This is a genomic window from Janthinobacterium sp. GW456P, from assembly GCF_002127655.1.
Taxonomy (GTDB): Bacteria; Pseudomonadota; Gammaproteobacteria; order Burkholderiales; family Burkholderiaceae_D; genus Janthinobacterium.
In genome coordinates this window covers 86,919-107,225 of the sequence record NZ_NEHB01000018.1, presented here as the reverse complement: position 1 = coordinate 107,225, position 20,307 = coordinate 86,919, and the positions used below count along the sequence as shown (strand labels likewise).

General features: G+C 65.9%; 17 protein-coding genes. 12 read left to right on the top strand and 5 right to left on the bottom strand.

Features of this window, described 5'->3' with window-relative positions; genetic code table 11:
* The 6 genes from CBW66_RS17860 to CBW66_RS17835 form a co-directional block, all read left to right on the top strand.
* The coding region (locus tag CBW66_RS17860; RefSeq protein ID WP_139843058.1) for an efflux RND transporter periplasmic adaptor subunit at window positions 1-964 on the top strand (964 nt) is incomplete at its 5' end.
* A gap of 11 nt (window positions 965-975) precedes the next feature.
* A complete protein-coding gene (locus tag CBW66_RS17855; RefSeq protein ID WP_170933151.1) occupies window positions 976-3,075 on the top strand; it encodes an HlyD family efflux transporter periplasmic adaptor subunit in 2,100 nt (699 codons plus the stop codon).
* A 98-nt stretch (window positions 3,076-3,173) separates the two neighbouring features.
* Window positions 3,174-4,295 (top strand): GTP 3',8-cyclase MoaA, encoded by a 1,122-nt coding sequence (gene moaA, locus CBW66_RS17850; protein WP_086140613.1) that lies wholly within the window; start codon window positions 3,174-3,176, stop codon window positions 4,293-4,295.
* Window positions 4,296-4,357: 62 nt separating this feature from the next.
* Window positions 4,358-6,205 carry a gephyrin-like molybdotransferase Glp gene (gene glp / locus CBW66_RS17845; protein WP_230492061.1) on the top strand — a complete coding sequence of 616 codons (1,848 nt, stop codon included), beginning with the start codon at window positions 4,358-4,360 and terminating at the stop codon, window positions 6,203-6,205.
* A 266-nt stretch (window positions 6,206-6,471) separates the two neighbouring features.
* Window positions 6,472-7,386, top strand: a complete 915-nt coding sequence (locus tag CBW66_RS29260) for an MHFG family PEP-CTERM protein (RefSeq protein ID WP_086143003.1) — start codon at window positions 6,472-6,474, stop codon at window positions 7,384-7,386.
* Window positions 7,387-7,443: 57 nt separating this feature from the next.
* A complete protein-coding gene (locus CBW66_RS17835) occupies window positions 7,444-8,229 on the top strand; it encodes a hypothetical protein (RefSeq protein WP_086140608.1) in 786 nt (261 codons plus the stop codon).
* 27 nt (window positions 8,230-8,256) lie between these two features.
* Here the strand turns inward: CBW66_RS17835 and rmuC are convergent, their stop codons facing one another.
* Together rmuC and CBW66_RS17825 are read right to left on the bottom strand one after the other, a co-directional pair.
* The gene (gene rmuC / locus CBW66_RS17830; protein ID WP_086140607.1) at window positions 8,257-9,618 is read right to left on the bottom strand and encodes a DNA recombination protein RmuC; all 1,362 of its coding nucleotides are present in this window, start codon (window positions 9,616-9,618) and stop codon (window positions 8,257-8,259) included.
* 5 nt (window positions 9,619-9,623) lie between these two features.
* On the bottom strand, window positions 9,624-10,019 hold the full coding sequence (locus tag CBW66_RS17825) for a group II truncated hemoglobin (RefSeq protein WP_086140616.1): 396 nt from the start codon (window positions 10,017-10,019) through the stop codon (window positions 9,624-9,626).
* Between the two features lie 132 nt (window positions 10,020-10,151).
* Here CBW66_RS17825 and CBW66_RS17820 point away from each other — a divergent pair, with 132 nt between their 5' ends.
* From CBW66_RS17820 to CBW66_RS17810, 3 genes are read left to right on the top strand one after another with little or no spacing between them, the layout of a single operon-like run.
* On the top strand, window positions 10,152-11,420 hold the full coding sequence (locus CBW66_RS17820) for an MFS transporter (RefSeq protein ID WP_086140606.1): 1,269 nt from the start codon (window positions 10,152-10,154) through the stop codon (window positions 11,418-11,420).
* A 12-nt stretch (window positions 11,421-11,432) separates the two neighbouring features.
* A complete protein-coding gene (locus CBW66_RS17815; protein WP_086140605.1) occupies window positions 11,433-11,780 on the top strand; it encodes a GIY-YIG nuclease family protein in 348 nt (115 codons plus the stop codon).
* Window positions 11,781-11,837: 57 nt separating this feature from the next.
* Window positions 11,838-12,305, top strand: coding sequence for a MarR family winged helix-turn-helix transcriptional regulator (locus tag CBW66_RS17810; protein ID WP_086140604.1), 468 nt, complete (start codon window positions 11,838-11,840; stop codon window positions 12,303-12,305).
* A gap of 9 nt (window positions 12,306-12,314) precedes the next feature.
* Here the strand turns inward: CBW66_RS17810 and cqsA are convergent, their stop codons facing one another.
* Entirely contained in the window at window positions 12,315-13,559 is a 1,245-nt protein-coding gene (gene cqsA, locus CBW66_RS17805) for an alpha-hydroxyketone-type quorum-sensing autoinducer synthase (protein WP_086140603.1), read from the bottom strand.
* A gap of 42 nt (window positions 13,560-13,601) precedes the next feature.
* Between cqsA and CBW66_RS17800 the strand changes: the two genes are divergently transcribed.
* The gene (locus CBW66_RS17800) at window positions 13,602-15,044 is read left to right on the top strand and encodes a HAMP domain-containing sensor histidine kinase (RefSeq protein ID WP_230492059.1); all 1,443 of its coding nucleotides are present in this window, start codon (window positions 13,602-13,604) and stop codon (window positions 15,042-15,044) included.
* Window positions 15,045-15,047: 3 nt separating this feature from the next.
* On the top strand, window positions 15,048-16,055 hold the full coding sequence (locus tag CBW66_RS17795; RefSeq protein WP_086140602.1) for a response regulator: 1,008 nt from the start codon (window positions 15,048-15,050) through the stop codon (window positions 16,053-16,055).
* 12 nt (window positions 16,056-16,067) lie between these two features.
* Here CBW66_RS17795 and CBW66_RS17790 read toward each other — a convergent pair whose 3' ends face one another.
* Window positions 16,068-16,637: a GNAT family N-acetyltransferase gene (locus tag CBW66_RS17790; protein WP_086140601.1), complete on the bottom strand. Its 570-nt coding sequence runs from the start codon at window positions 16,635-16,637 to the stop codon at window positions 16,068-16,070.
* Between the two features lie 129 nt (window positions 16,638-16,766).
* Here CBW66_RS17790 and CBW66_RS17785 point away from each other — a divergent pair, with 129 nt between their 5' ends.
* Entirely contained in the window at window positions 16,767-17,672 is a 906-nt protein-coding gene (locus CBW66_RS17785) for a helix-turn-helix domain-containing protein (RefSeq protein ID WP_230492058.1), read from the top strand.
* 81 nt (window positions 17,673-17,753) lie between these two features.
* Here CBW66_RS17785 and CBW66_RS17780 read toward each other — a convergent pair whose 3' ends face one another.
* Window positions 17,754-20,285, bottom strand: coding sequence for an ABC transporter permease (locus CBW66_RS17780; RefSeq protein ID WP_086153649.1), 2,532 nt, complete (start codon window positions 20,283-20,285; stop codon window positions 17,754-17,756).
* Between the last annotated feature and the right edge of the window lie 22 nt (window positions 20,286-20,307).

Here is a 20,307-nt window from a genome sequence, read left to right as displayed (position 1 = left end):
CGACGCGCCGCTGCAGCCCGGGCAGCTGGCCCTGCTCACCGAATGGGCCGATATCTGGCAGCATGCGTGGCGCGCCAGGCAAGGTCCCGCGCGCTGGTCGCCGGCGGCGCTGCCGGCGCGGCTGCGCCTGTGGTGGCAGGGCGATGGACAAGGCCAGCGCTGGCGTCGCCGGCTGGGCGCCGCGCTGGCAGTGCTGGCGGTGCTGCTGTTTCCCGTGCGCCTGACGGTACTGGCGCCGGGTGAGCTGGTGGCGGCCAATCCGGCCACCATCCGCGCGCCCCTCGATGGCGTGATCGCCGAATTTTCCGTGCGCCCGAATCAGCTCGTGCGCGCCGGCCAGCCCCTGTTCTCGTTCGACCAGGCCCCCATCGGCAGCCGCCTCGACGTCGCGCGCGAAGGTCTGGCCACGGCGCAGGCCGAGTACCGGCAAACGGCGCAGATGGTACTCAACGACCCGCGCGCCAAGAGCCAGCTGGCCGCGCTGCTGGGCAAGATCGCCGAGAAGCAGGCGCAGGCGGCGTTCCTGGAAGGCCAGGCGCAGCGCTCGCGCGTGCTGGCGCCGCATGCCGGCATCGCCCTGTTCGACGACCCGTCGGAATGGATAGGCCGGCCCGTGCAGACGGGCGAACGCATCATGCAGGTGGCGGCCGCCGACGACGTGGAGATCGAAGCGTGGGTGCCGATCGGCGACGCCATTCCGCTGGCCGAGCGGGCCCCGCTCAAGCTGTACCTGGCGGCCGCGCCGCTGACGCCGCTCGAAGCGTATGTGCGTTACATGAGCCACCGCGCCACCGCGCGCCCCGACGGCAGCTATGCCTACCGCGTGCGCGCCAGGCTGGACGGCGCCACCGGCCAGCGCATCGGCCTGAAGGGCACGGCCAAGCTGGGCGGCGAACGGGTGCCGCTGCTCTACTGGATACTGCGACGGCCGCTGGCCAGCATCCGCCAGTTCATCGCCCTGTAGAACGGAGCCGCATGCACGCCTTACCCTTGCTGCGCCAGGAGCTGTCCATCCATGCCGGCCCACGCCTGCCCGACGGCCAGCCCAGCTGGACCTTGCACGACCCCGTGCGCAACCTGTTCTTCCAGCTCGACTGGCCCAGCTTCGAGATGCTGCGCCGCTGGGAAAACAACGACGCCCAGGCCCTCATCGACGACATCAACCAGAGTACCACCCTGCAACTCGACGGCGGCGCCATCGAGCGCCTGCTCGACTTCCTGCGCGAACAGCAGCTGCTGCAGCCGCGCCAGGGCACTGCGGCGGCGATGGCTGCCACGCGCCAGCGCCAGCGCGGCAGCTGGCAGCAATGGCTGCTGCATAACTACCTGTTTTTCCGCATCCCGCTGGTGCGTCCGGACCGCTGGCTGGACTGGCTCGCGCCGCGCCTCGGGTGGCTGTTTTCGCCCGCCTTCCGCTGGCTGACGCTGGCCGCCGGCCTGCTGGGTGTGGCCGGCGCTTACCGCGACTGGGAACGCTTTTCCGCCACCCTGCTCGACACGCTGAGCTGGCATGGTGCCCTGCTGTACGGCGCCGCCATCACCTTCGCCAAGGTCTGCCATGAGATGGGCCACGCGCTGACGGCCAAGCGCTACGGCTGCCGCGTGCCGACCATGGGCCTGGCGTTCCTGGTGATGTGGCCCGTGGCGTACACGGACACCAACGAAGTGTGGAAGCTGGCGCGCCGCGAGCAGCGCCTGGCCGTGGCGGGCGCCGGCATCATGACGGAACTGATGATCGCCGCCTGGGCCACGCTGGCCTGGACCTGGCTGCCCGATGGCGGCCCCAAGCAGGTCGCCTTCCTGCTTTCGACCACCACCTGGATCACCACCGTGGCCATCAATGCCAGTCCCTTCATGCGCTTTGACGGCTACTTCCTGCTGTCCGATTACCTGGGCCTGCCCAACCTGCACAGCCGCGCATTCGCGCTGGCCCGCTGGGACTTGCGCGAACGCCTGTTCGCGCTGAACGAGCCGGCGCCGGAATCGTTTCCGCCGCGCCGGCGCGCCGGCCTGATCCTGTTCGCCTGGGCCGTATGGATCTACCGGCTGGTGCTGTTTCTGGGCATCGCCGCACTCGTGTACCACTTCTTCATCAAGGCCGTCGGCATCCTGCTGTTCCTCGTCGAGATTTGCTGGTTTGTCGCGCTGCCGCTGTGGCGCGAACTGCAGGTGTGGCGCTCGCGCCGCGACGCCCTGCGGCACAGCCGCCGCGCCTGGCGCAGCGCCGGCTTGGCCGCGCTGCTGCCGCTGCTGCTGATGCTGCCGTGGCCGGACCGGGTGCTGACCTCCGGCGTGCTGCAGCCGCAGGCGCGCCTGGCGCTGTACGCGCCGGCGCACGCGGCGCTTGAAGCGCTGCCGGTGGCCAATGGCCAGCGCGTCGCCGCCGGCCAGCCCCTGCTGCGCCTGTCATCGCCCGAACTGGCGCTGCGCGAAGGCGAGACGGGCGCGCGCCAGGACTTGCTGGCATGGCAATCGGCGGCGGCAGGCCTGGACGCCGCCAGCCGCAAGGACTGGCAAGTGCTGAACGACCAGCTGGCCTACGCCAGCGCCGAGCATGCGACGGTGGGCGCGGACTTGCAGCGCTACCGGCCGCTGGCGCCGTTCGCGGGCGTGCTGGTCGACGTCGATCCCGACCTGCGGCCCGGCGAATGGCTCAAAGGGCAGGAATATCTGGGTTCGCTGGTAGGCGCCGGGCGCTGGCAGGTGGTGGCCTACGTCGACCAGGATGCCGTGCGGCGCATCGCGCGCGGCGACCGTGCCCTGTTCCTCGCCGACGGCCTGGCCGGCCCCGCGCTGCGCCTGACCGTGGCCAGCATCGACCGCGATGCCAGCCGCACCCTGAACGAGCCGGAACTGGCGGCGCTGTTCGGCGGCGACGTGCTGGTGCGCGAAAAGAACGGCGTGCTGTATCCAGAACAGGCCATGTACCGGGTGCTGCTCGATGCGGACGCCGAACTGCCGGCCAGCAGCCCAGCGTGGCGCGGCAGGGTCGCCATCGCCGGGGAATGGGAAGCGCCGGCATGGCGTTTCCTGCGCGCGGCCGCGGGCGTGGCGCGCCGCGAAGCGGGTTTCTAGCCGCCGCCGGCGGCCGCGCCCCGATCGTGGTATGGTGAGCGAATCAGGCGGCCCTTATCCGGCGCCGGAATTAGAAAAACAGCAAGATTATTAGGCTCATGTCAGAAAAAATCATCATGATGACGGAGCGGCGACGGGCCGCACCGGTCATCCCGGCCTCCCTGGAAGCGCCAACAGGCCTGCTGAACGATCAACTGGGCCGGCCCCTGCACGACTTGCGCATCTCGATCACAGACCGCTGCAATTTCCGTTGCGTGTACTGCATGCCGAAGGACGTGTTCGACAAGAACCACGTGTATCTGCCGCACACGGATTTGCTGTCGTTCGAGGAAATCACGCGCATCGCGCGCCTGTTCGTCGCGCACGGCGTGGAAAAGATCCGCCTGACGGGAGGCGAGCCGCTGCTGCGCAAAAATATCGAAAAGCTCATCGCCATGCTGGCCGCACTGCGCACGCCGTCGGGCCAGCCGCTGGACCTGACCCTGACGACCAACGGTTCCCTGCTGGCCAGAAAGGCGCAAGCATTGAAGGAGGCGGGCCTGAACCGGCTCACCGTCTCGCTCGACTCGCTCGACGACGCCACCTTCAAGCGCATGAACGACGTCGATTTCGCCGTGGCCGACGTGCTGCACGGCATCGATGCCGCGCATGCGGCGGGCCTGGGACCGATCAAGGTCAACATGGTCGTCAAGGCCGGCATGAACGAGCAGGAAATCGTGCCCATGGCGCGCCACTTCAAGGGCACGCCCTACATCCTGCGCTTCATCGAATACATGGACGTGGGCGCCTCGAACGGCTGGAACTTGCAGGAAGTCATCCCGTCGGCCGAGGTGGTGCGCCGTATCGGCGAACACATGCCCTTGCTGCCCATCGACCCGAACTACACGGGCGAGACGGCGGCGCGCTGGCGCTACGCCGATGGCGGCGGCGAAATCGGCCTTATTTCCAGCGTCACGCAGGCGTTCTGCGCCGACTGCAGCCGCGCCCGTCTCTCGACCGAAGGCAAGCTGTACACGTGTTTGTTCGCCAGCAGCGGCCACGACTTGCGCAGCCTGCTGCGCGGCGGCCACAGCGACGCGGAAATTTCCTCGGCCGTGGCGCAATTGTGGCGCGGCCGCGCCGACCGCTATTCGCAATTGCGCACCAGCCAGACGGATTTGACGGGCGGCGCGCTTGAGCACGGTAAAAAGAAAGTGGAAATGTCGTACATCGGCGGCTAAATCGGGCGCGGCGCACGCCCGCCGCTGCTACCATGGCGCATGCACCCATTTTCCTACCTGACATGATCAACAAACACGACATTACCGGCCTGATCCTGGCCGGCGGCCTGGGCACGCGCATGGGCCAGCGCGACAAGGGCATGCTGCCCCTGCATGGCCAGCCCCTGGCGCGCCACGTGCTGCAGCGTCTGGCGCCGCAAGTGGGTCAGCTCGCCATCAGTGTCCACGCCGATGCCGGCGGCTACGCGCGCTTCGGCCTGCCCGTGTGGCCGGACGCGCTGCCGGGCCAGCTGGGTCCGCTGGCCGGCTTGCACAGCGGCATGCAGCACGCGAGCACGCCCTACCTGCTCACCGTGCCGTGCGACTCGCCCCTGCTGCCGCCCGACCTGGCCGCGCGCCTGGCGGCCGGTTTGACGCAAGCCAATGCGGACCTGGCCATCGCCGTCACCGAAGAGCTCGATCCGGCGACGGGATCGGCCGTGCGCCGCCCCCATCCCGTCTTTTGCTTGGTGAAAACATCGGCACTGCCCCAGCTCGATGCGTATCTGCGCAGTGGCGAACGCCGCATGCGCACCTGGCACGGCCCCTTGAAGCTGGCCGAAGTGCTGTTCGAGGATGGCGCCGCGTTCGGCAACATCAATACCCCGGACGAACTGGCCGCCCTGCAGGCGCGGGGATTGAGCGTGCCGATGGCGCAAGCCATCCTGGCCGACACCGTCGCGCCCGTGGCCGGGATCGAGGAACTGCCGCTGCCGCAAGCGTTCGAGCGCATGCTGGCGGCCGACATCATCTCGCCCATCAGCGTGCCCGCGCACGACAATTCCGCCATGGATGGCTATGCGCTGCATGGCGCCGACCTGGGCGGCGACACGCCGGTGACTTTGGCCGTGGTCGACACCATCCTGGCGGGCCGTCCCGGCACGGTCACAGTTGAGCGCGGCCAATGCGCGCGCATCATGACGGGTGCCGTCATGCCCGACGGCTGCGACAGCGTGGTGCCGCAGGAACTGGTGCTGCACGCCCATGAAACCAGCATCACGCTGGCGCCGGACTGCATCCGCCCCGGCGACAACCGCCGCTTCAAGGGCGAAGACTTGATGCAGGGCCAGCCGGCCTTGCTGCAAGGCAAGATACTCGGGCCGGCCGAACTGGGCTTGCTGGCCTCGCTGGGCATCGCCACGGTGCCCGTGCGCCGCCGCCTGCGCGTGGCCTTCTTTTCCACCGGCGACGAATTGCGCTCGATCGGCGAGCCGCTCGATGCGGGCTGCATCTACGACAGCAACCGCTACACCCTGCTGGGCATGCTGACCCGCCTCGGCTGCGAGGTGCTCGACATGGGTATCGTCAAGGACAATCCGCAGGCGCTGGAAGCGGCCCTGCGCGGCGCCTGCGCCAAGGCCGACGTCATCATCACCTCGGGCGGCGTGTCCAGCGGCGCGGCCGATTTTACGCGCGAGATCCTGGCGCGCCTCGGCGACGTCGCCTTCTGGCAGATCAACATGCGTCCGGGCCGCCCCATGGCCTTTGGCCGGATCGCCAGCGAGGGCGACACGGCCTTGCTGCTGGGCCTGCCCGGCAACCCCGTGGCCGTGATGGCGGCGTTTTATTTCCTCGCCCGCCCCGCCCTGCTGCGCCTGATGGGCGCCGACGCGAACACGGCCAGCCTGCCGCTGCTGCAGGTGGCGGCGCAGGCACCGATCCGCAAGAAACGGGGCCGCACCGAATACCAGCGCGGCATCGTCGAGCGGGGCGCGGACGGGCGCCAGCACGTGCGCGTGACGGGCGCGCAAGGCTCGGGCATCCTGCGCTCAATGACGCAAGCCAATTGCATGATCGTGCTGCATGAGGCGCAAGGCCACGTGGCGGCCGGCGACCTGGTTGACGTTGTGCTATTTCACGGCCTGATGTAAGCAACTGCCTCCCCCCCCCCCTCCTTGACGGCCCGCCCTGCGCGGGCCGTTTGCATTTCCCCTTCGCAATCAATTTCCTGCCGTGCGGCACACCTGCGCCTGCAGAGATAAAAATATTAATCATTTCTCATTAAAATGAATCAATAAACACAACACTAATTGTAATAATTTTATTTATTAGTTGATATTGAAGTTTCTTCGGTGATAACATTCGCACTCGCACAAAAAAGTTCAATTTTGATATTGTTTTCACGAGGAAACTAACAATGAAACAAGGCCCATGGTTGGCGAGCACCTGCATGCTGGGTGCGGCAGTCCTATTCGGCATGTTGTCTCTGGCTTCCCTGCCCGCGTATGCGAAAGGCGTGGCCCGCGCCGACGTGCTCGATAACTGCAGTTGGAACCGTCCCGGCGTCGACCCGTTCATGGGCGACGTGGTGGCGGCCGTGGACCGCTATACGGATATCGCGCCGCCAGTGCGCGAACAATTGAAGGAGCGCATGCGCGCGCGCCAGTACGATGAGATCGTCGTGATCAGCCGCGACGCCATCCGCGGCAAGGGCAACTACAACGCGCGCATCAGCGAGATGCATTTCGGCCCCGGCCGCGTATGCCGCAACGTCACGCGCGCAGGCTGGAGCGAGCAGATGCAGGAACGGGGACTCGTGTATTGCGTGCAGGGACAGTGCATCCTCGTGCCGACGATTTGCCGCAACGTCAGCCGCATCACCCAGGCGCCCGCGTCGGCGCCGCCGGCGGCCGGTGGTGCCGCTCCCGGCGGTGCAGCACCCGCTGCCGCCGCGCCCGCCGCCCCGGAAACGGCAGGCGTACCCCTGATCGACAATCCCGACGCCTTGCGCGGCGGTTCTTTCACGGGCGGCGCCATGCCGCCCGAGGTGGCCAGCATTCCTTTCCTGCCCTTCGATTATGTGCGTACCGTCAGCGATATCGGCCCGCCAGCCGGCACGGGCGGCGGCGGTGGCGGCGGTGGCGGCAAGCCGCCAGACCAGGGCAGCAGCATCATCGTGCCGCCCGCAGTGATCCTGCCGACCCTGCCGCCCACCGGCCCGACAGTCCTGCCGGCCGTACCGGAACCGCACACCTGGGCCATGCTGCTGGCGGGACTGGCGCTGACGGCCTTTGCCACCAGAAAACGCCGGGCCGGCAAGCATGCCGCCTGAGACATAGCCAGCCTGATGCGGACTTGTTACTATGATGCATTCCAGACAAGGACCGCCATGCCCGACATCGATAGCCGTTTGACACGCATGACTGCGCTGCGCAGGGAAGGCCGGCATGCGGAAGCGCTGCCGCTGCTGCAACAGCTGTTCGCCGACGCCGGACGAGTCGTGAATCCGGCAAGGTCGAGCCATTTCATCCTCATGCTGGAGTGGAAGTTTTTGGCCGAGGCTTACGCGCCGGCGTACACCGCCCTGCAGGTGGAGCGTGACGCGCAAATACAGCTGCTGCTGTCAGGCGAGCACGATTTCGGACGCCACGACAGTAGCGCGCCGCCGGCAAGCGACGCGTTCGGCCGCACATCGCGTTTTTCTCTCATCGCGGAAATGAACGAGACGCTGGGCGATGTCCGCTCCACCGCCGACCTGTTCTCCCGGCTGGACGCCAGCGCCCCGGACCTGGCGCGCCAGTATGCCTGGCAAGCGCTGCCAGCCCTCGTCGAAGTCGGCAATTTTGCACTGGCGGACCGCTACCGCTGCCCCGTCCCGCTGGCACACCTCGACACGGTCAATGCCCTGGCCGCCAGCCAGCCCCTGCTTCCTGCGCCGGGCACGCCACCGCGCCTGGCGGCTGAGTTGATGAATCTGGTGAAAGACGTGCGGATCGCCGCTGCCGTACTGCGCGGCCAGGGACAGGCCGCCGAAGCCGGCGCGCTGTGCGCCGCCTTGCTGGTCGGCCTGGCGAATGACGCCATGCGCGCACTGGCGCAGCGCGAGCTCGAGGCGCCCGGCAGCATCACCGCTGCCATCGTCAAGCGCCAGATGGACGAGGAACAACAGGCCTAGCGGGCCGCTGCGGCGAACAGGACGGCGCTAGTCGCCGTCCGCCTTACCCAGCAGCAAGGCAGCCGCCTCGCCCGGCAAGGCTTCCACGGATTTTAATTTGCGCGCCATCTGCCGGCTGCGCACTTCCGCGCTTTCGATATTCTTCGCCGCCTTTTCCAGGGTCAGCCGGGTTTGCGACAGCACCTCGCCAAACTTGCCGAATTCCGTCTTGACGGCGCCCAGCACCTGCCACACTTCGGACGAGCGCTTTTCCAGCGCCAGGGTGCGGAAACCCATCTGCAGGCTGTTGAGCAAGGCCGTCAAAGTGGATGGCCCGGCGATGCTGACCCGGTGCAGGCGCTGCAATTCGTCGGCCAGGCCCGGGCGGCGCAGCACTTCCGCATACAGGCCTTCCGTCGGCAGGAAGAGGATGGCAAAGTCGGTGGTCTGCGGCGGCGCCAGGTATTTCTCGGCGATGGTTTTCGCCTCGCCCCGCACTGCCCGTTCCAGTTCGCGGCCGGCCAGGGCCACGCCCTCGGCATCGGCCCGCTCGGCCGCCTCGACCAGGCGTTCGTATTGTTCCTTGGGGAATTTCGCGTCGATCGGCATCCACACGGGCGCGCCGCCCTCGACCATGCCCGGCAACTTCAAGGCAAATTCCACGCGCGCACCGGTCCCCAGCACCGTTTCCACGTTCTTCGCGTACTGGTCGACAGTGAGTACCTGCTCCAGCAGCATTTCCAGCTGGACTTCGCCCCAGGTTCCCCGCGTCTTGACGTTGGTGAGCACCCGCTTCAAATCGCCCACGCCCAGCGCCAGCTGCTGCATTTCACCGAGTCCCTGGTGGACTTTTTCCAGCCGCTCCGACACTTGCTGGAATGAGGCGGAAAGCCGCGTTTCCAGCGTGGCGTGCAGTTTCTCGTCGACCGTCTTGCGCATCTCTTCCAGGCGCGCGCCATTGTCGGCCTGCAAGTCGCGGATCTTGTTCTCGAGCGTGGCGCGCACTTCCAGCATGCGCTGGGCATTCGATTCCGTCAGCTGGGCCAGGGTCTGGTTGGTGCTGTCGGCAAAACGCGCCAGGCTTTGCGCCTGTTCCTCGCGCCCGACTTTCCCCTGCGCCTGCATCTGCGTGCGCAGGCTGTCGAGCTGCTGCAGGGTTGCCGCCTGGAATTGCGCCAGGCCTGCGGCCAGGTCTTGCCGCGTCGCTTGCGCCGACGCCTGCAGTTGCAGCCGCACTTCGCGCTCGACCCGGTCGATGCGTTCCAGGCTTTGCTGCTGGTGCTGCTGCACCAGGGCCAGGGTGGTGGCGCCATCGCCGGCCGCGCCACGGGGGCGCAGCAAGATCAATAGCAACAGAACGATGGCGACGATGGCGGCGCCCAGCAGGCTGTAGAACTCGATAGGGCTCATGGGTGTCAGTCAGGTTTGTTGCGCATCCAGTCGGCCGTCTGATAGAACGATTCCATCAGGCGCAGGCGCAAGGATTCTTCGATGCCCGTGTCTTCCATGGCCCAGGCCATGGCGCGCAGCCACTGGTCGCGCTCGCTGGTGCCGATGGCGTAAGGCAAGTGGCGCGCGCGCAGGCGCGGGTGGCCGAATTTTTCGATATACAAGTCCGGTCCGCCCATCCAGCCCGTGAGGAAGAAATACAGCTTGTCGCGCGAACCGTCCGTGGAGGGCGGATGCATGACGCGGATGCCGGCGAACTCGGCTTCGAGTTCCATCAAGTCATAAAAACGGTCGACCATTTCACGCAGCACGGGGGCGCCGCCGATGGTCTCGTACAGGGTGGGGGCAGTGGTATCAGTCATGGCCGCCATGATAGCGCAAGCATCGGCGCTGCATGCGCCACTGGCGCTGCCTGCCACAATAAACAGCAATATACTTGACTACTCAAGCTTTTATCAACTACTATGCAATTTTAAAACAGAGACAAGACGAATATGCCAACCGCCACAGACACTGATTTGCTGCGCAATACCAACTTCCGCTGGCTGCTCGGCGGCGGACTCGTCTCCATGCTGGGCGACCAGTTCAGCCTGCTGGCCCTGCCCTGGCTGGTGCTGAGCCTGACGGGCGATAGCCTCAGCCTCGGCATCGCCGTGGCACTGATGGGCGCGCCGCGCGCCGCGCTCATCTTGCTGGGCGGCACCATCGCCGACCGCTATTCGCCCCGGCGCGTGCTGCTGCTGAGCAAATATGCGAACGCAGCCATCCTGCTGGCACTGGCGGGGCTGCTGGTGCTGGACCAGGCCAGCCTGGCGCTCGCGTATGCATCCGCGCTGGCACTGGGCATCGCGGCCGCCTTCGGCATCCCGGCCGGCACGGCCATCCTGCCGCAAGCCGTGCCGGCATCATCGTTGCAGAAAGCCAATGGCTTGCAGATGGGTGTGCGCCAGCTGTCCTTGCTGGCCGGTCCCCTGCTGGCGGCGCTCGTGATGGGCACCCGCGATGGCGGGCAGCAAACCAGCATGACGGCGCTGGCCGCCGCCTTTGCCATCGATGCGCTGACGTTTGTGTTTTCCGCCTGGACCTTGCGGCAAGTCAAGCTGCGGCCGCCGACCGCGACTGCCGCGCCGCACGGCATGTGGCGCGACATGACGGCGGGCTTGGCCATGGTGTGGCGCGATATGGCCTTGCGCAGCTGCTATGCCTACTGGGCCGTGGTGGCATTCTTCGTCATGGGTCCGCTGCAAGTCGCCTTGCCCGTGCTGGCCAGCGAGCGCCTGCACGGCGCCGCGGCGCTGGGCGTGCTGATGGGCGCGCACGGCGCCGGCACCCTGGCCGGGATGTTGGCGTCCGGCTTGGGCGGCGCCTGGCTGCGGCGCCATTTCGGCGCGACCCTGCTGGCCGCCGACGCCATCGTGGCTTGCCTGTTGATGGCGCTGGGACAAATCAGCTCGGCCTGGCACGGCGCGGCCTTGCTGGCCGTCACGGGCGTACTGGGCGGCTATGTGCAGGTGGCGATCTTTACGTGGATACAGCGGCGCGTGGCGCCCGCCATGCTGGGCCGGGCGATGGCGCTGTTCATGGGCATCTTCCTGGGTCTGGCGCCCCTGTCGGCGGCAGCCACGGGCGCGCTGCTGCGCCACCTGAGCGTGGGCGAACTGTTCTGCGCCGGCGGCGCCCTGCTGCTGGCCGCTGCCATCGCTGCCACCCTGTTCACGGATATTGCCCACATCGCAAGCACCGATTACGTCACCCAAGCTTAAGGAAATCACAACATGGATAAGACACAGCAAGCAGCCTTGAAAGCAGCTTACCGGCAACAAGCGCCCGCGCTGGGCATCATCGCGCTGCGCCACCTGCCCAGCGGTTGCACCCTGCTCGAACGCAGCCGCAACGCGCCCGGCGCGCTGAACCGCCACCGTTTCGAACTCGCGCTGGGCACGCACCGCAATGCGCGCCTGCAGACGGACTGGCGGCGCGACGGCGCGGCGGCTTTCCGCTTCGACATCATCGACACCGTCAATCTATCCGCCGATCCCGCCTTCGACGCGGATGCCGAGCTGGACGCCCTGCTGGCGCTGCACCAGGCGCAGCTGCTGGAACAGGGACAGGCACGCTATTGAACCGCCATGCTTTACACTTGCGCACTCACGCACTGCACAGCAAATGAAAAGGATGTCATGACCGATCACACTCTCCCGACGCCGGACGGCGGCGGCGCGCTGGATTTTTGCCTGCGCCTGGCGCGCGCCCAGGCGCTCATCGTGCGCCGCTTCGACAGCATCCTGGGCAATCTGCACGGCCTGAGTTTCAGCGATTACCAATTGCTGTACCACTTGCAGCGGGCGCCCGGCGGACGCCTGCGCCGCATCGACCTGGCCGAGCGCCTGGCGCTGACGGCGTCCGGCATCACGCGCTCGCTGATGCCGCTGGAAAAAATCGGCCTGGTGGCGCGCCAGGCGGACCAGCGCGATGCGCGCGTCGGTTATGCCGCCATCACCGAGGCGGGACTGGCATTGCTGGCGCACGCGAACACGACGGCGCAGGCGCTGGGCCAGGAATTGCTGGGCAATGCCAGCGCGGACCAGCTGGCGCCTCTGTCCATGCTGCTGGTCACGATCGCCGGCAAGCAGCCGGCCGGCGGCTGATACCGTCCCTTACACCAGCGCCAGCTTGCGCAGGCGCCGCGTCGATGGCCAGCGCGCCATGCCCGTCTCGTCGCGGATGGCGGCGCAGGCGGCCAGCACTCTTGCGCACTCGTCCTCGCGCAAGCCCGCATTCAGGGTCAGGCGCACCAGTGAACGGTTCTTCGGCGTGGCCGGCGCGCAAAAGACGGCGCCGTAGATACCGTGTCGTTCCAGTGCCTTGCGCAGGATCAAGGTATCGGGTTCGCTGCCCGCTTCCAGCGCGATGATCTGCTCGGTGCCGTCGCTGACGTTGTAGCCGAGATCCATCAGCCCCTGGCGCAGCTGCACGCTGTGGCGGTGCAGCGCGGCGCGGCGGCCATCGGCGGCGCGGATGAAATCGAGCGCCGCATCGAACCACGCCAGCTCGTGTTCGAGCAGGCAGGAACTGAAGATGGCGGGCCGCGAGGCGGACAAAAAATATCCCTTGAAACGGGCCGAACAGGTAATCAGCCCGGCCCGGCCCGCGAACGCCTTGGCCAGTGACGCCGTACGGAAATGCACGCGCTCGGCCAGGCCCAGCTCCGCCACCAGCCCCGCGCCCTGCGGGCCGTGCGTGCCCAGCGAGTGCGACTCGTCGACGATCAGCATGCTGCCGCTGCGTTCGGCAATTTCCACCATGTCCAGCAGAGGCGCCACGCTGCCATTCGTGCTGTACAGCGCATCGACGATGATGATGCCGGGGCCATGCTTGTCGAGCTGGCGCCGCAGGTGGGCGCCATCGTTGTGCAGGAAGGCGACGGGCACGGCTTGCGCCGATTGCACGCCTTCCCACAGCGACGCATGCGCCTGCATGTCGAGGTACACGGGGATGCCGGGTCCGGCCAGGCTTTGCAGCAAGCCCACGTTGGCGGCCCAGCCCGACTGCGCCAGCACGCACGCTTCACTGCCGAGAAAATCCGCCAGCTTGTGTTCCAGCCGGTGCTGGCGGCTGCCTTCCTGCAGGAACACGGACGACATCAGCATGGCGCCGCCGCCCTGCAAGACGCGCGCCTGGGCCGCCAGCAGCGCCGCCTCGCCGGCGATGTTCAGATAATCATTGCCTGCCAGCATGACCGCACCGGCCGGCGCGGCTTGCCATTCATGCAAGTGCTCGCCGCCGAGCAGCTTCTCGATGCGCTCGACGTAATGTTCATCCATGCGCGCGCGCACGAAGGCGGGCATGTGTTGTTCTGCGTGAACAGCGCGGGACGACAGGGGGGAAATGGCGTTTAACATAGGAACTCCTGATTGGTTGCGGTGGGAACTACCGCGTCCAACATGCGCGAGTCATCCGGCAAGCGTTTGATACAGCTCAACAGTTGTGCCGATATCCTGCTGATACAGAGAGAACCCGCCGATCATGTTGCATTGATACGCCTCAACGAACACGCCCCCCTGATCATGATGCATGCGCAGTCCCCTTCCGGAAAACGATGGCAAGGCAAGCTGCTCCAGCCTTTCCTGCATTTCCACGACGCCATCGAACACACGCCCGTGCGGCGTGCGCAGGTGCGCACCCTGGCGCTCATCGGTGCACTGGGCATGCCCCTGTACTACGCGCTGTGGCATTACTTCTTTCCGCAAGAATACGAATCGCCGCTGCTGCGCACCATCTCCGCCCTGCTGTTCCTGCCCGCGCTATGGCCTGACCGCTTCAGCAATACCTGGTTCAGCGTCTACCTGTTCCTGGGACTGACCTTCGAACTGCCGTTTTTCTTTACATATATGTTCCTGATGAACCACGCCTCGACGCTGTGGATGCATTCACTGCTGGTGGCGCTGGTCGTGCTGTTTCATTTCGATACGCGCATCGCCATGCTGGCCTACCTGAGCGGCACCCTGCTGGCATGCCTGGCGTTTGCCGTGGCCGGCGATCCCGCCTTCCTGCTCAGCCGCGATGTCTTGCAGCAATTGCCCGTGCACTGGTTCACGATTGCCGTACTGTCCGTCGTCAAGGTGGGCCGCAACGTGGGCGCGCAGGAGAAACTGTCCGGGCTGGCGGCCGGCCTGGGCAGCGTGGCGCATGAATTGCGCACGCCTCTCGTCAGCGTCGAGGCAAACGTGCGCGGCCTGCAGCGCGGGCTGCAGCAAAACCTGCAAGGACAGCCGCCGGACGAGGCCAGCCGGGAAGCGCTGGCGCGCATCCAGTTCGAAGTGCGCCATATGCACCACATGATCGACCTGTTCCTGCTCAGCGCCAGCGCCGTCAACCGCAAGCTCGAAGCCAACGAGGCGGTGGCCATGCACGACAGCGTGACGGCCGTGCTGCGCCGCTACCCGTTTACCAGCACGGCCCAGCGCGACATCGTCAAGGTCGACGTGCGCGCCGATTTCACCTTTCCCGGCCAGTCCGAGCTGTGCGTGGTCATCCTGCTGAACCTGCTGCGCAATGCCTTGAAAAGCATCCACCGCGCCGGCAAGGGAAGAGTGCGCATCATCATCGATGGCGCCCATCCCGTGCCGCGCCTGCTGTTCATCGACACGGGCTGCGGCATCGCCACCAGCCGGTTGCCGCTGATCTTCGACCGCTTCTATTCGTATCCCTCGCATAACGGCAGCGGCATCGGCCTGGCCCTGTGCCGGCAAATCATGCAAGCCTGGCAGGCGCGCATCCGCTGCGTCGCGCGCGAAGGCGCCTACGCCATCTTCGTGCTGGAATTTCCCCAGCCCCTGCCCGTGCCCACGCACACCCGTTTTCCATCCATCCACCGCGCGAGGTGACGCATGCAACTGCCCGTCTACACCCATCCGACCCTGACCGTATTGATCGACGACAGCGATTCCTTCCTGAAAAGCATGGCGTTCCAGCTCGATCCCGGCCTGGCGCGCAAGACGTTCCACGACACGAGCAGCGCGCTGCACTGGCTGCGCCAGAGTACGCAGCCGGGCGAGACGCCGCTGCACGTCAACTTCGACACGCAAAACCTGCCGCCCGACCAGTGCAACGTGGCGCTCGACATCGAACGCATCTGGCGCATCAGTGGCCAGGCGCAGCGCTTTGCCGTGCCTTCCGTGCTGGTGGTCGATTATTCGATGCCGCAGATGAATGGCCTGGAATTCTGCCAGGCCGTGCGCGACTTGCCGTGCAAGAAGATTTTATTTACGGGCGCGGCCGATGAAAAGGTGGCCGTGACGGCCTTCAACCGGGGCTTGATCGACCGCTACATCAAGAAGAGCGACGACGATGCGCTCGACATCCTGGAACAGGAAATCGTTGCCCTGCAGCGCGAATTCTTCCTGCAGCAATCGGAAACCGTGCGCGATCTGCTGATGCTGCACGACTACAGTTTTCTGCAAGACGAGGCGCTGGCCGCCGTCGTGCACGAGCTGTGCCAGCGCCACGGCTTCGTCGAGTTTTATATCTTTCCCAATCCCAGCGGCATCCTGTTCTTCACGCGCGACGGCCACGCCAAGCTGATGATCATCGAGACGGAACGCAGCCTGCACACGCAGTATGAAATGGCGCGCGACAGCGACGCACCCGAATCATTGCTGCTGGCCCTGCTGGAAATGCGCGTGATTCCCTACTTTTCCGATGCCGACAGCGACGGCATGTACGCGGCGCAGATCGGCGAGAACTGGTTCCGCTACTGCGCCGCGCCCACCATCTGCCTGGGCCGCGTGACGTATTTCTGGGCCCTGTTCGAGGTGCCGGCGCACCAGCTGGGGCAGCCGGTCCTGTCCTACGCCCAATTTTTACGCGCGGGCGCGGGCGACAGCGTCAGCGCCTAGGCGCGCAGCGCGTCACGGGGCCAACGGTGGCGTGCTGTTCCCTGCCGATTCGAGCCACTGCTGCCAGGTAATACGGCTGATATGCTCTGTGCGATAGTCCTGCAGAAACTTGTTGTACTTGTTCTCTTCCGTATGATGATGGCGGAAGCCGCACTTGGACTGCGCCGCATGGGATTGGCTATTGTCGGCGAAGTAGCCGCACCAGAGTGCCTTGAGCTTCAGGGTGGCAAAGGCGTGCCGCATCACTTCGCGCACGGCTTCCGGAGTCAGGCCTTGGCCCCAGTACGGCACGCCAATCCAGTAGGCAATCTCGCCCTCGTCGTCGCCAATATCGAAATTGCTATCCTTGCCGATGAGAATACCGACACAGCCGATCGCACGGCCGCTTTCCTTCAGTTCAAGTGCATAGACTTCGGGGTGCCTGAAAACCGTTCGGATGATTTCGGCACTTTGTTCTACGCTGGTGTGCGCAGGCCAGCCCGCAATGGGGCCAACGCGGGGATCCCTTGCAATATCATACAGATGGGCGGCGTCAGTCTCCCGCCAAGGACGCAGTAGCAGGCGCGGTGTTTCGAGTCGCATTGTTTTGTTCCCGAGGTGTTGTCGAAGTGAATATCTTATAGAGGGACAGGGTGCCTGTTGATGGCAATACCTCGGCGCTTTCGGTGTTTTTCGCAACTCCCATGCGGCCTTGCTCTATGATGTAGCCCCTTGCATTCCTTGAAGGCCGACGTGCATCATCATATTCCGCAATTAATCGGGCACGACGATTTGCCCCTCGTCGGCGCCAGCAGCTTTGCCGACGGCATCGGCGCGCCGCTCTCCTTCGGCCACGCCTATCTGACGCTGCTCGTCTGCCAGACTGGCGTCGCGCGCTTCTCGCTCAATTTCAAGGAGTGTGCCATCAAGCCTGGGGATGTACTGGTGCTTGCAGAGGACACGATCGCGCTGCTCAGGCGCCGCTCGCGCAGCTTCACGATGTTTTTCTGCTTGCTGCCCAAAAACGTTGCCGCGGAGGTGGCGTATCCCTTGCCCAACGCTTTGTTCATGTATTTGCATGCACACCCGCATTGCGTCCCGGGCAAACAGGACCAGCCGCTGGTGGCGGCCTGGCTGACGCAAGTGCGGGACCTTGCGCGCAATTGTCAACGCTACAAGCACCTCATGCTCCGCAATCAGTTGCAAACCTTGTTTCTGAAAATCGCCGGCCAGATCCCTACGGAACAGGCAACTGGCAGGGTATGGAATCGCAAGGAGACGATCAGCTGGCGTTTCTGGGAACTCGTCGGCAAACATTGTGTTCACCACCGCAGCGTGACGTTCTATGCGACCGCCCTCAGCATCACGCCGTTCTATCTTTCCGAACTGACGAAACTATTTTTCAATGACAGCCCCAAAGGCTTGATTGATCGCCAGGTCATCCTGGAAATCAAGGCCTTGCTTGCCTATAGCGACATGCCGATAGGCCGGATCGCCGACCAGCTGTGTTTTGACGATGCCTCCTACCTGTGCCGCTACTTCAAACGGCAGACCGGCATCTCGCTCTCCTGTTATCGTAAAGGGGCAACCATGGGGCTCCATGCCGCTGACGGGAAGGAATTGGGCGCTCGCAACTGACCCTGCGGCGCCCGCCCCGTCATCGCCTTCGGCAAAAGCCGTCCCCGGACGACTTGCCGCGCATGCCGACAACAGCCTGTACTAGCCTTCGCGCAGGGTCTGCAAGGGCGGATGCTTGAGCACGTTGCGCAGCCCCAGCCAGCCGCCGGCGATCGCGCACAGGGCGCCGGCCAGCAGGCCGAAGGCCCACACGCCCGGTGCGAAGCTCCAGGCGAACCTGAACTGATACGTGGCCAGGGCCCAGCCCATGGCCGCCGCGCCCGATGCCGCCAGCAAGCCGGCCAGCGCGCCGACGAGGGAAAACTCGATCAGCTGCGCCTGCGCCAGCTGGCGCCGCGTGGCGCCCAGGGCGCGCAGCAAGCCAGCTTCGCGCGTGCGCTCGTCTTGCGAGCCCATCAAGGCCGCATACAGCACCAGCAAGCCCGAGGCCAGGGTAAAGGCAAAGAGGAATTCGACGGCCGTCACCACCTGGTCCAGCACGCCCTGTATCTGTTTCAATACGCCGCCCACGTCGACCACCGTCAGGTTCGGATAGTCGCGCAGCAGGGCGTTGCCCAGGTCCGCCTGCGCCGGCGGCAAGTGAAACGCCGTGATCCACGTCTGCGGCGTGTCCGCCATGGCGGCCGGATTGATGATGACAAAGAAATTGACGCGCATCGAGCCCCATTCCAGCTTGCGCAAACTCGTGATGGCCGCTTCCACGCTCTGGCCGGCGATGTCGAAGCGCAGCTTGTCGCCCAGCTTCAGCTTCAGGGTCTTGGCGATGCCCTCTTCCACCGACGCCTCCGCCGGCGCGCCGGGCTTGTCGCTGAACCACTTGCCGGCCACCAGCTTGTTTTCTTCCTGCATGGTTGCCATCGTCGACAGGTTGAATTCGCGGTCGGCCAGGCCCTTGGCGCGGTCATCCTCGTAGGTGCTCTCCGTGATGGCATTGCCGTTCACGGCCACCAGGCGCCCCCGTATCATCGGATACAGCGGTGCGTTGGCCACGCCCGCTTGCGCCAGGCGCGCGGCGATCGGGTCTTTCTGCTCGGGAAGGATATTGATCATGAAGCGGTTCGGCGCATCGGGCGGCGTGGCATTGCGCCAGGCCACCATCAGGTCGCCCCGCACCACGGTCAGCAGCAGCAAAGCCATCAGGCCCAGCGCCAGCGACACCACCTGGATCACGGTGGCGCCCGGGCGGCGCTGCAGGGAGGTGACGGCAAAGCGCCAGCCCTGGTGCCTGAAGGCGCCGCGCAGGCTTTTCAGCGACTTGATGCCCAGCCAGCCGGCCAGAGCGAACAGGGCGAAGCCGCCCAGGAAGCCGGCCGCCGTCAGCAAGGCCAGTTTCACGTCGCCCGCCTGCCACAAGAGCAGCACGACGAAGGCGGCGATGCCCAGGCCGTAGGTGGCCATGGCCAGCGCCCGCGGCGGTTCCTGTTCGCGGCGGATCACGCGGKTATGGGGGACATTGCGCAACTGCAAAATCGGCGGCAGCGCGAAACCCAGCAACAGCAACATGCCGGTGGCCACGCCCTGCAGCGCGGGCAGCAGGGACACGGGCGGCAAATCGCTCTGCACCAGCTTGCCCAGCAACTCCAGCAGCACCAGGTGGCCGCCGAAACCCACCAGCACGCCGATCACGCTGCCCACCAGGCCGACGAGCAGGAATTCGATCACGTACATGGCCGTCACCTGGTTTTGCGTCAGGCCCAGGCAGCGCAGCATGGCGCAGGCATCGAGGTGGCGCAGCATGAAGCGGCGCGCCGCCATGGCCACGGCGACGGCCGCCAGCATGGCCGACAGCAGGCCGACGAGCGACAGAAAACGGTCGGCGCGGTCCAGGGTCGATTGCATCTGCGGACTGCCCGATTCCAGCGATTCGATGCGCACGCCTTTTATTGACTGCGCCTTGATCTGGCTTTCCAGCCAGGCTTGATATTGCGCAAGTTCCGCCGCCTTGGCGGGTGGCGCCGACAGCAGCAGCCGGTACGACACGCGCGAGCCGTTCTGCACCAGCGCCGTGGCGGCAAGATCACTCAAGGGCAGCATCACTCTCGGGGCGAAGTTCAAAAAGGAAGCACCGCGGTCCGGTTCGCTGGCGATCAGTTGCGTGACGGTAAAGGCCTTGTCGCCCAAGGTCACAGTGTCGCCCAGCTTCGCATTCAGGCTGGACAAAATCGCCGCATCGACCCACAGGGTGCCGGGCGCCGGCACCTGATCCGTAGGCCGCCCCACGGCATCCTGCGCTTCGCTCGGTTTGGTCGTGATTTTCAGCTTGCCCCGCTGCGGGTAGCCGGGCGAGACGGCCTTGATGGACGCCAGCTGCGACAGCGATTGCTCGCCCTCGCCCGCCTGCGCCATGCTGGGAAACGTCACCGTGTCGGCCAGGATAAAACCGCGCTTCTGCGCTTCGGCGCGCCAGGCCGCATTGACGGGCTGGTCGGCGTTGATGACCAGATCGGCCCCCAGCAGCTGGTGCGCGTCGCGGTTCAGGCCAGCGCGCAGGCGGTCGACGAAGAAGCCGACGGCCGACAGGGCCGCCACGGCGACGATCAGCGCGACGAGCAGGAAACGCAGTTGCCCGGCGCGCCAGTCGCGGCCGGTCATTTTCAGGGAAAGACGGAGCATGGGCGGCGGGTCTTTATGCTGG

Excerpts from the sequence above, each read along its gene's own strand:
- CBW66_RS17855 (WP_170933151.1), top strand. The coding sequence starts at position 976 with ATGCACGCCTTACCCTTGCTGCGCCAGGAGCTGTCCATCCATGCCGGC.
- moaA (WP_086140613.1), top strand. The coding sequence starts at position 3,174 with ATGTCAGAAAAAATCATCATGATGACGGAGCGGCGACGGGCCGCACCG.
- glp (WP_230492061.1), top strand. The coding sequence starts at position 4,358 with ATGATCAACAAACACGACATTACCGGCCTGATCCTGGCCGGCGGCCTG.
- CBW66_RS29260 (WP_086143003.1), top strand. The coding sequence starts at position 6,472 with ATGAAACAAGGCCCATGGTTGGCGAGCACCTGCATGCTGGGTGCGGCA.
- CBW66_RS17835 (WP_086140608.1), top strand. The coding sequence starts at position 7,444 with ATGCCCGACATCGATAGCCGTTTGACACGCATGACTGCGCTGCGCAGG.
- rmuC (WP_086140607.1), bottom strand. The coding sequence starts at position 9,618 with ATGAGCCCTATCGAGTTCTACAGCCTGCTGGGCGCCGCCATCGTCGCC.
- CBW66_RS17825 (WP_086140616.1), bottom strand. The coding sequence starts at position 10,019 with ATGACTGATACCACTGCCCCCACCCTGTACGAGACCATCGGCGGCGCC.
- CBW66_RS17820 (WP_086140606.1), top strand. The coding sequence starts at position 10,152 with ATGCCAACCGCCACAGACACTGATTTGCTGCGCAATACCAACTTCCGC.
- CBW66_RS17815 (WP_086140605.1), top strand. The coding sequence starts at position 11,433 with ATGGATAAGACACAGCAAGCAGCCTTGAAAGCAGCTTACCGGCAACAA.
- CBW66_RS17810 (WP_086140604.1), top strand. The coding sequence starts at position 11,838 with ATGACCGATCACACTCTCCCGACGCCGGACGGCGGCGGCGCGCTGGAT.
- cqsA (WP_086140603.1), bottom strand. The coding sequence starts at position 13,559 with ATGTTAAACGCCATTTCCCCCCTGTCGTCCCGCGCTGTTCACGCAGAA.
- CBW66_RS17800 (WP_230492059.1), top strand. The coding sequence starts at position 13,602 with ATGCGCGAGTCATCCGGCAAGCGTTTGATACAGCTCAACAGTTGTGCC.
- CBW66_RS17795 (WP_086140602.1), top strand. The coding sequence starts at position 15,048 with ATGCAACTGCCCGTCTACACCCATCCGACCCTGACCGTATTGATCGAC.
- CBW66_RS17790 (WP_086140601.1), bottom strand. The coding sequence starts at position 16,637 with ATGCGACTCGAAACACCGCGCCTGCTACTGCGTCCTTGGCGGGAGACT.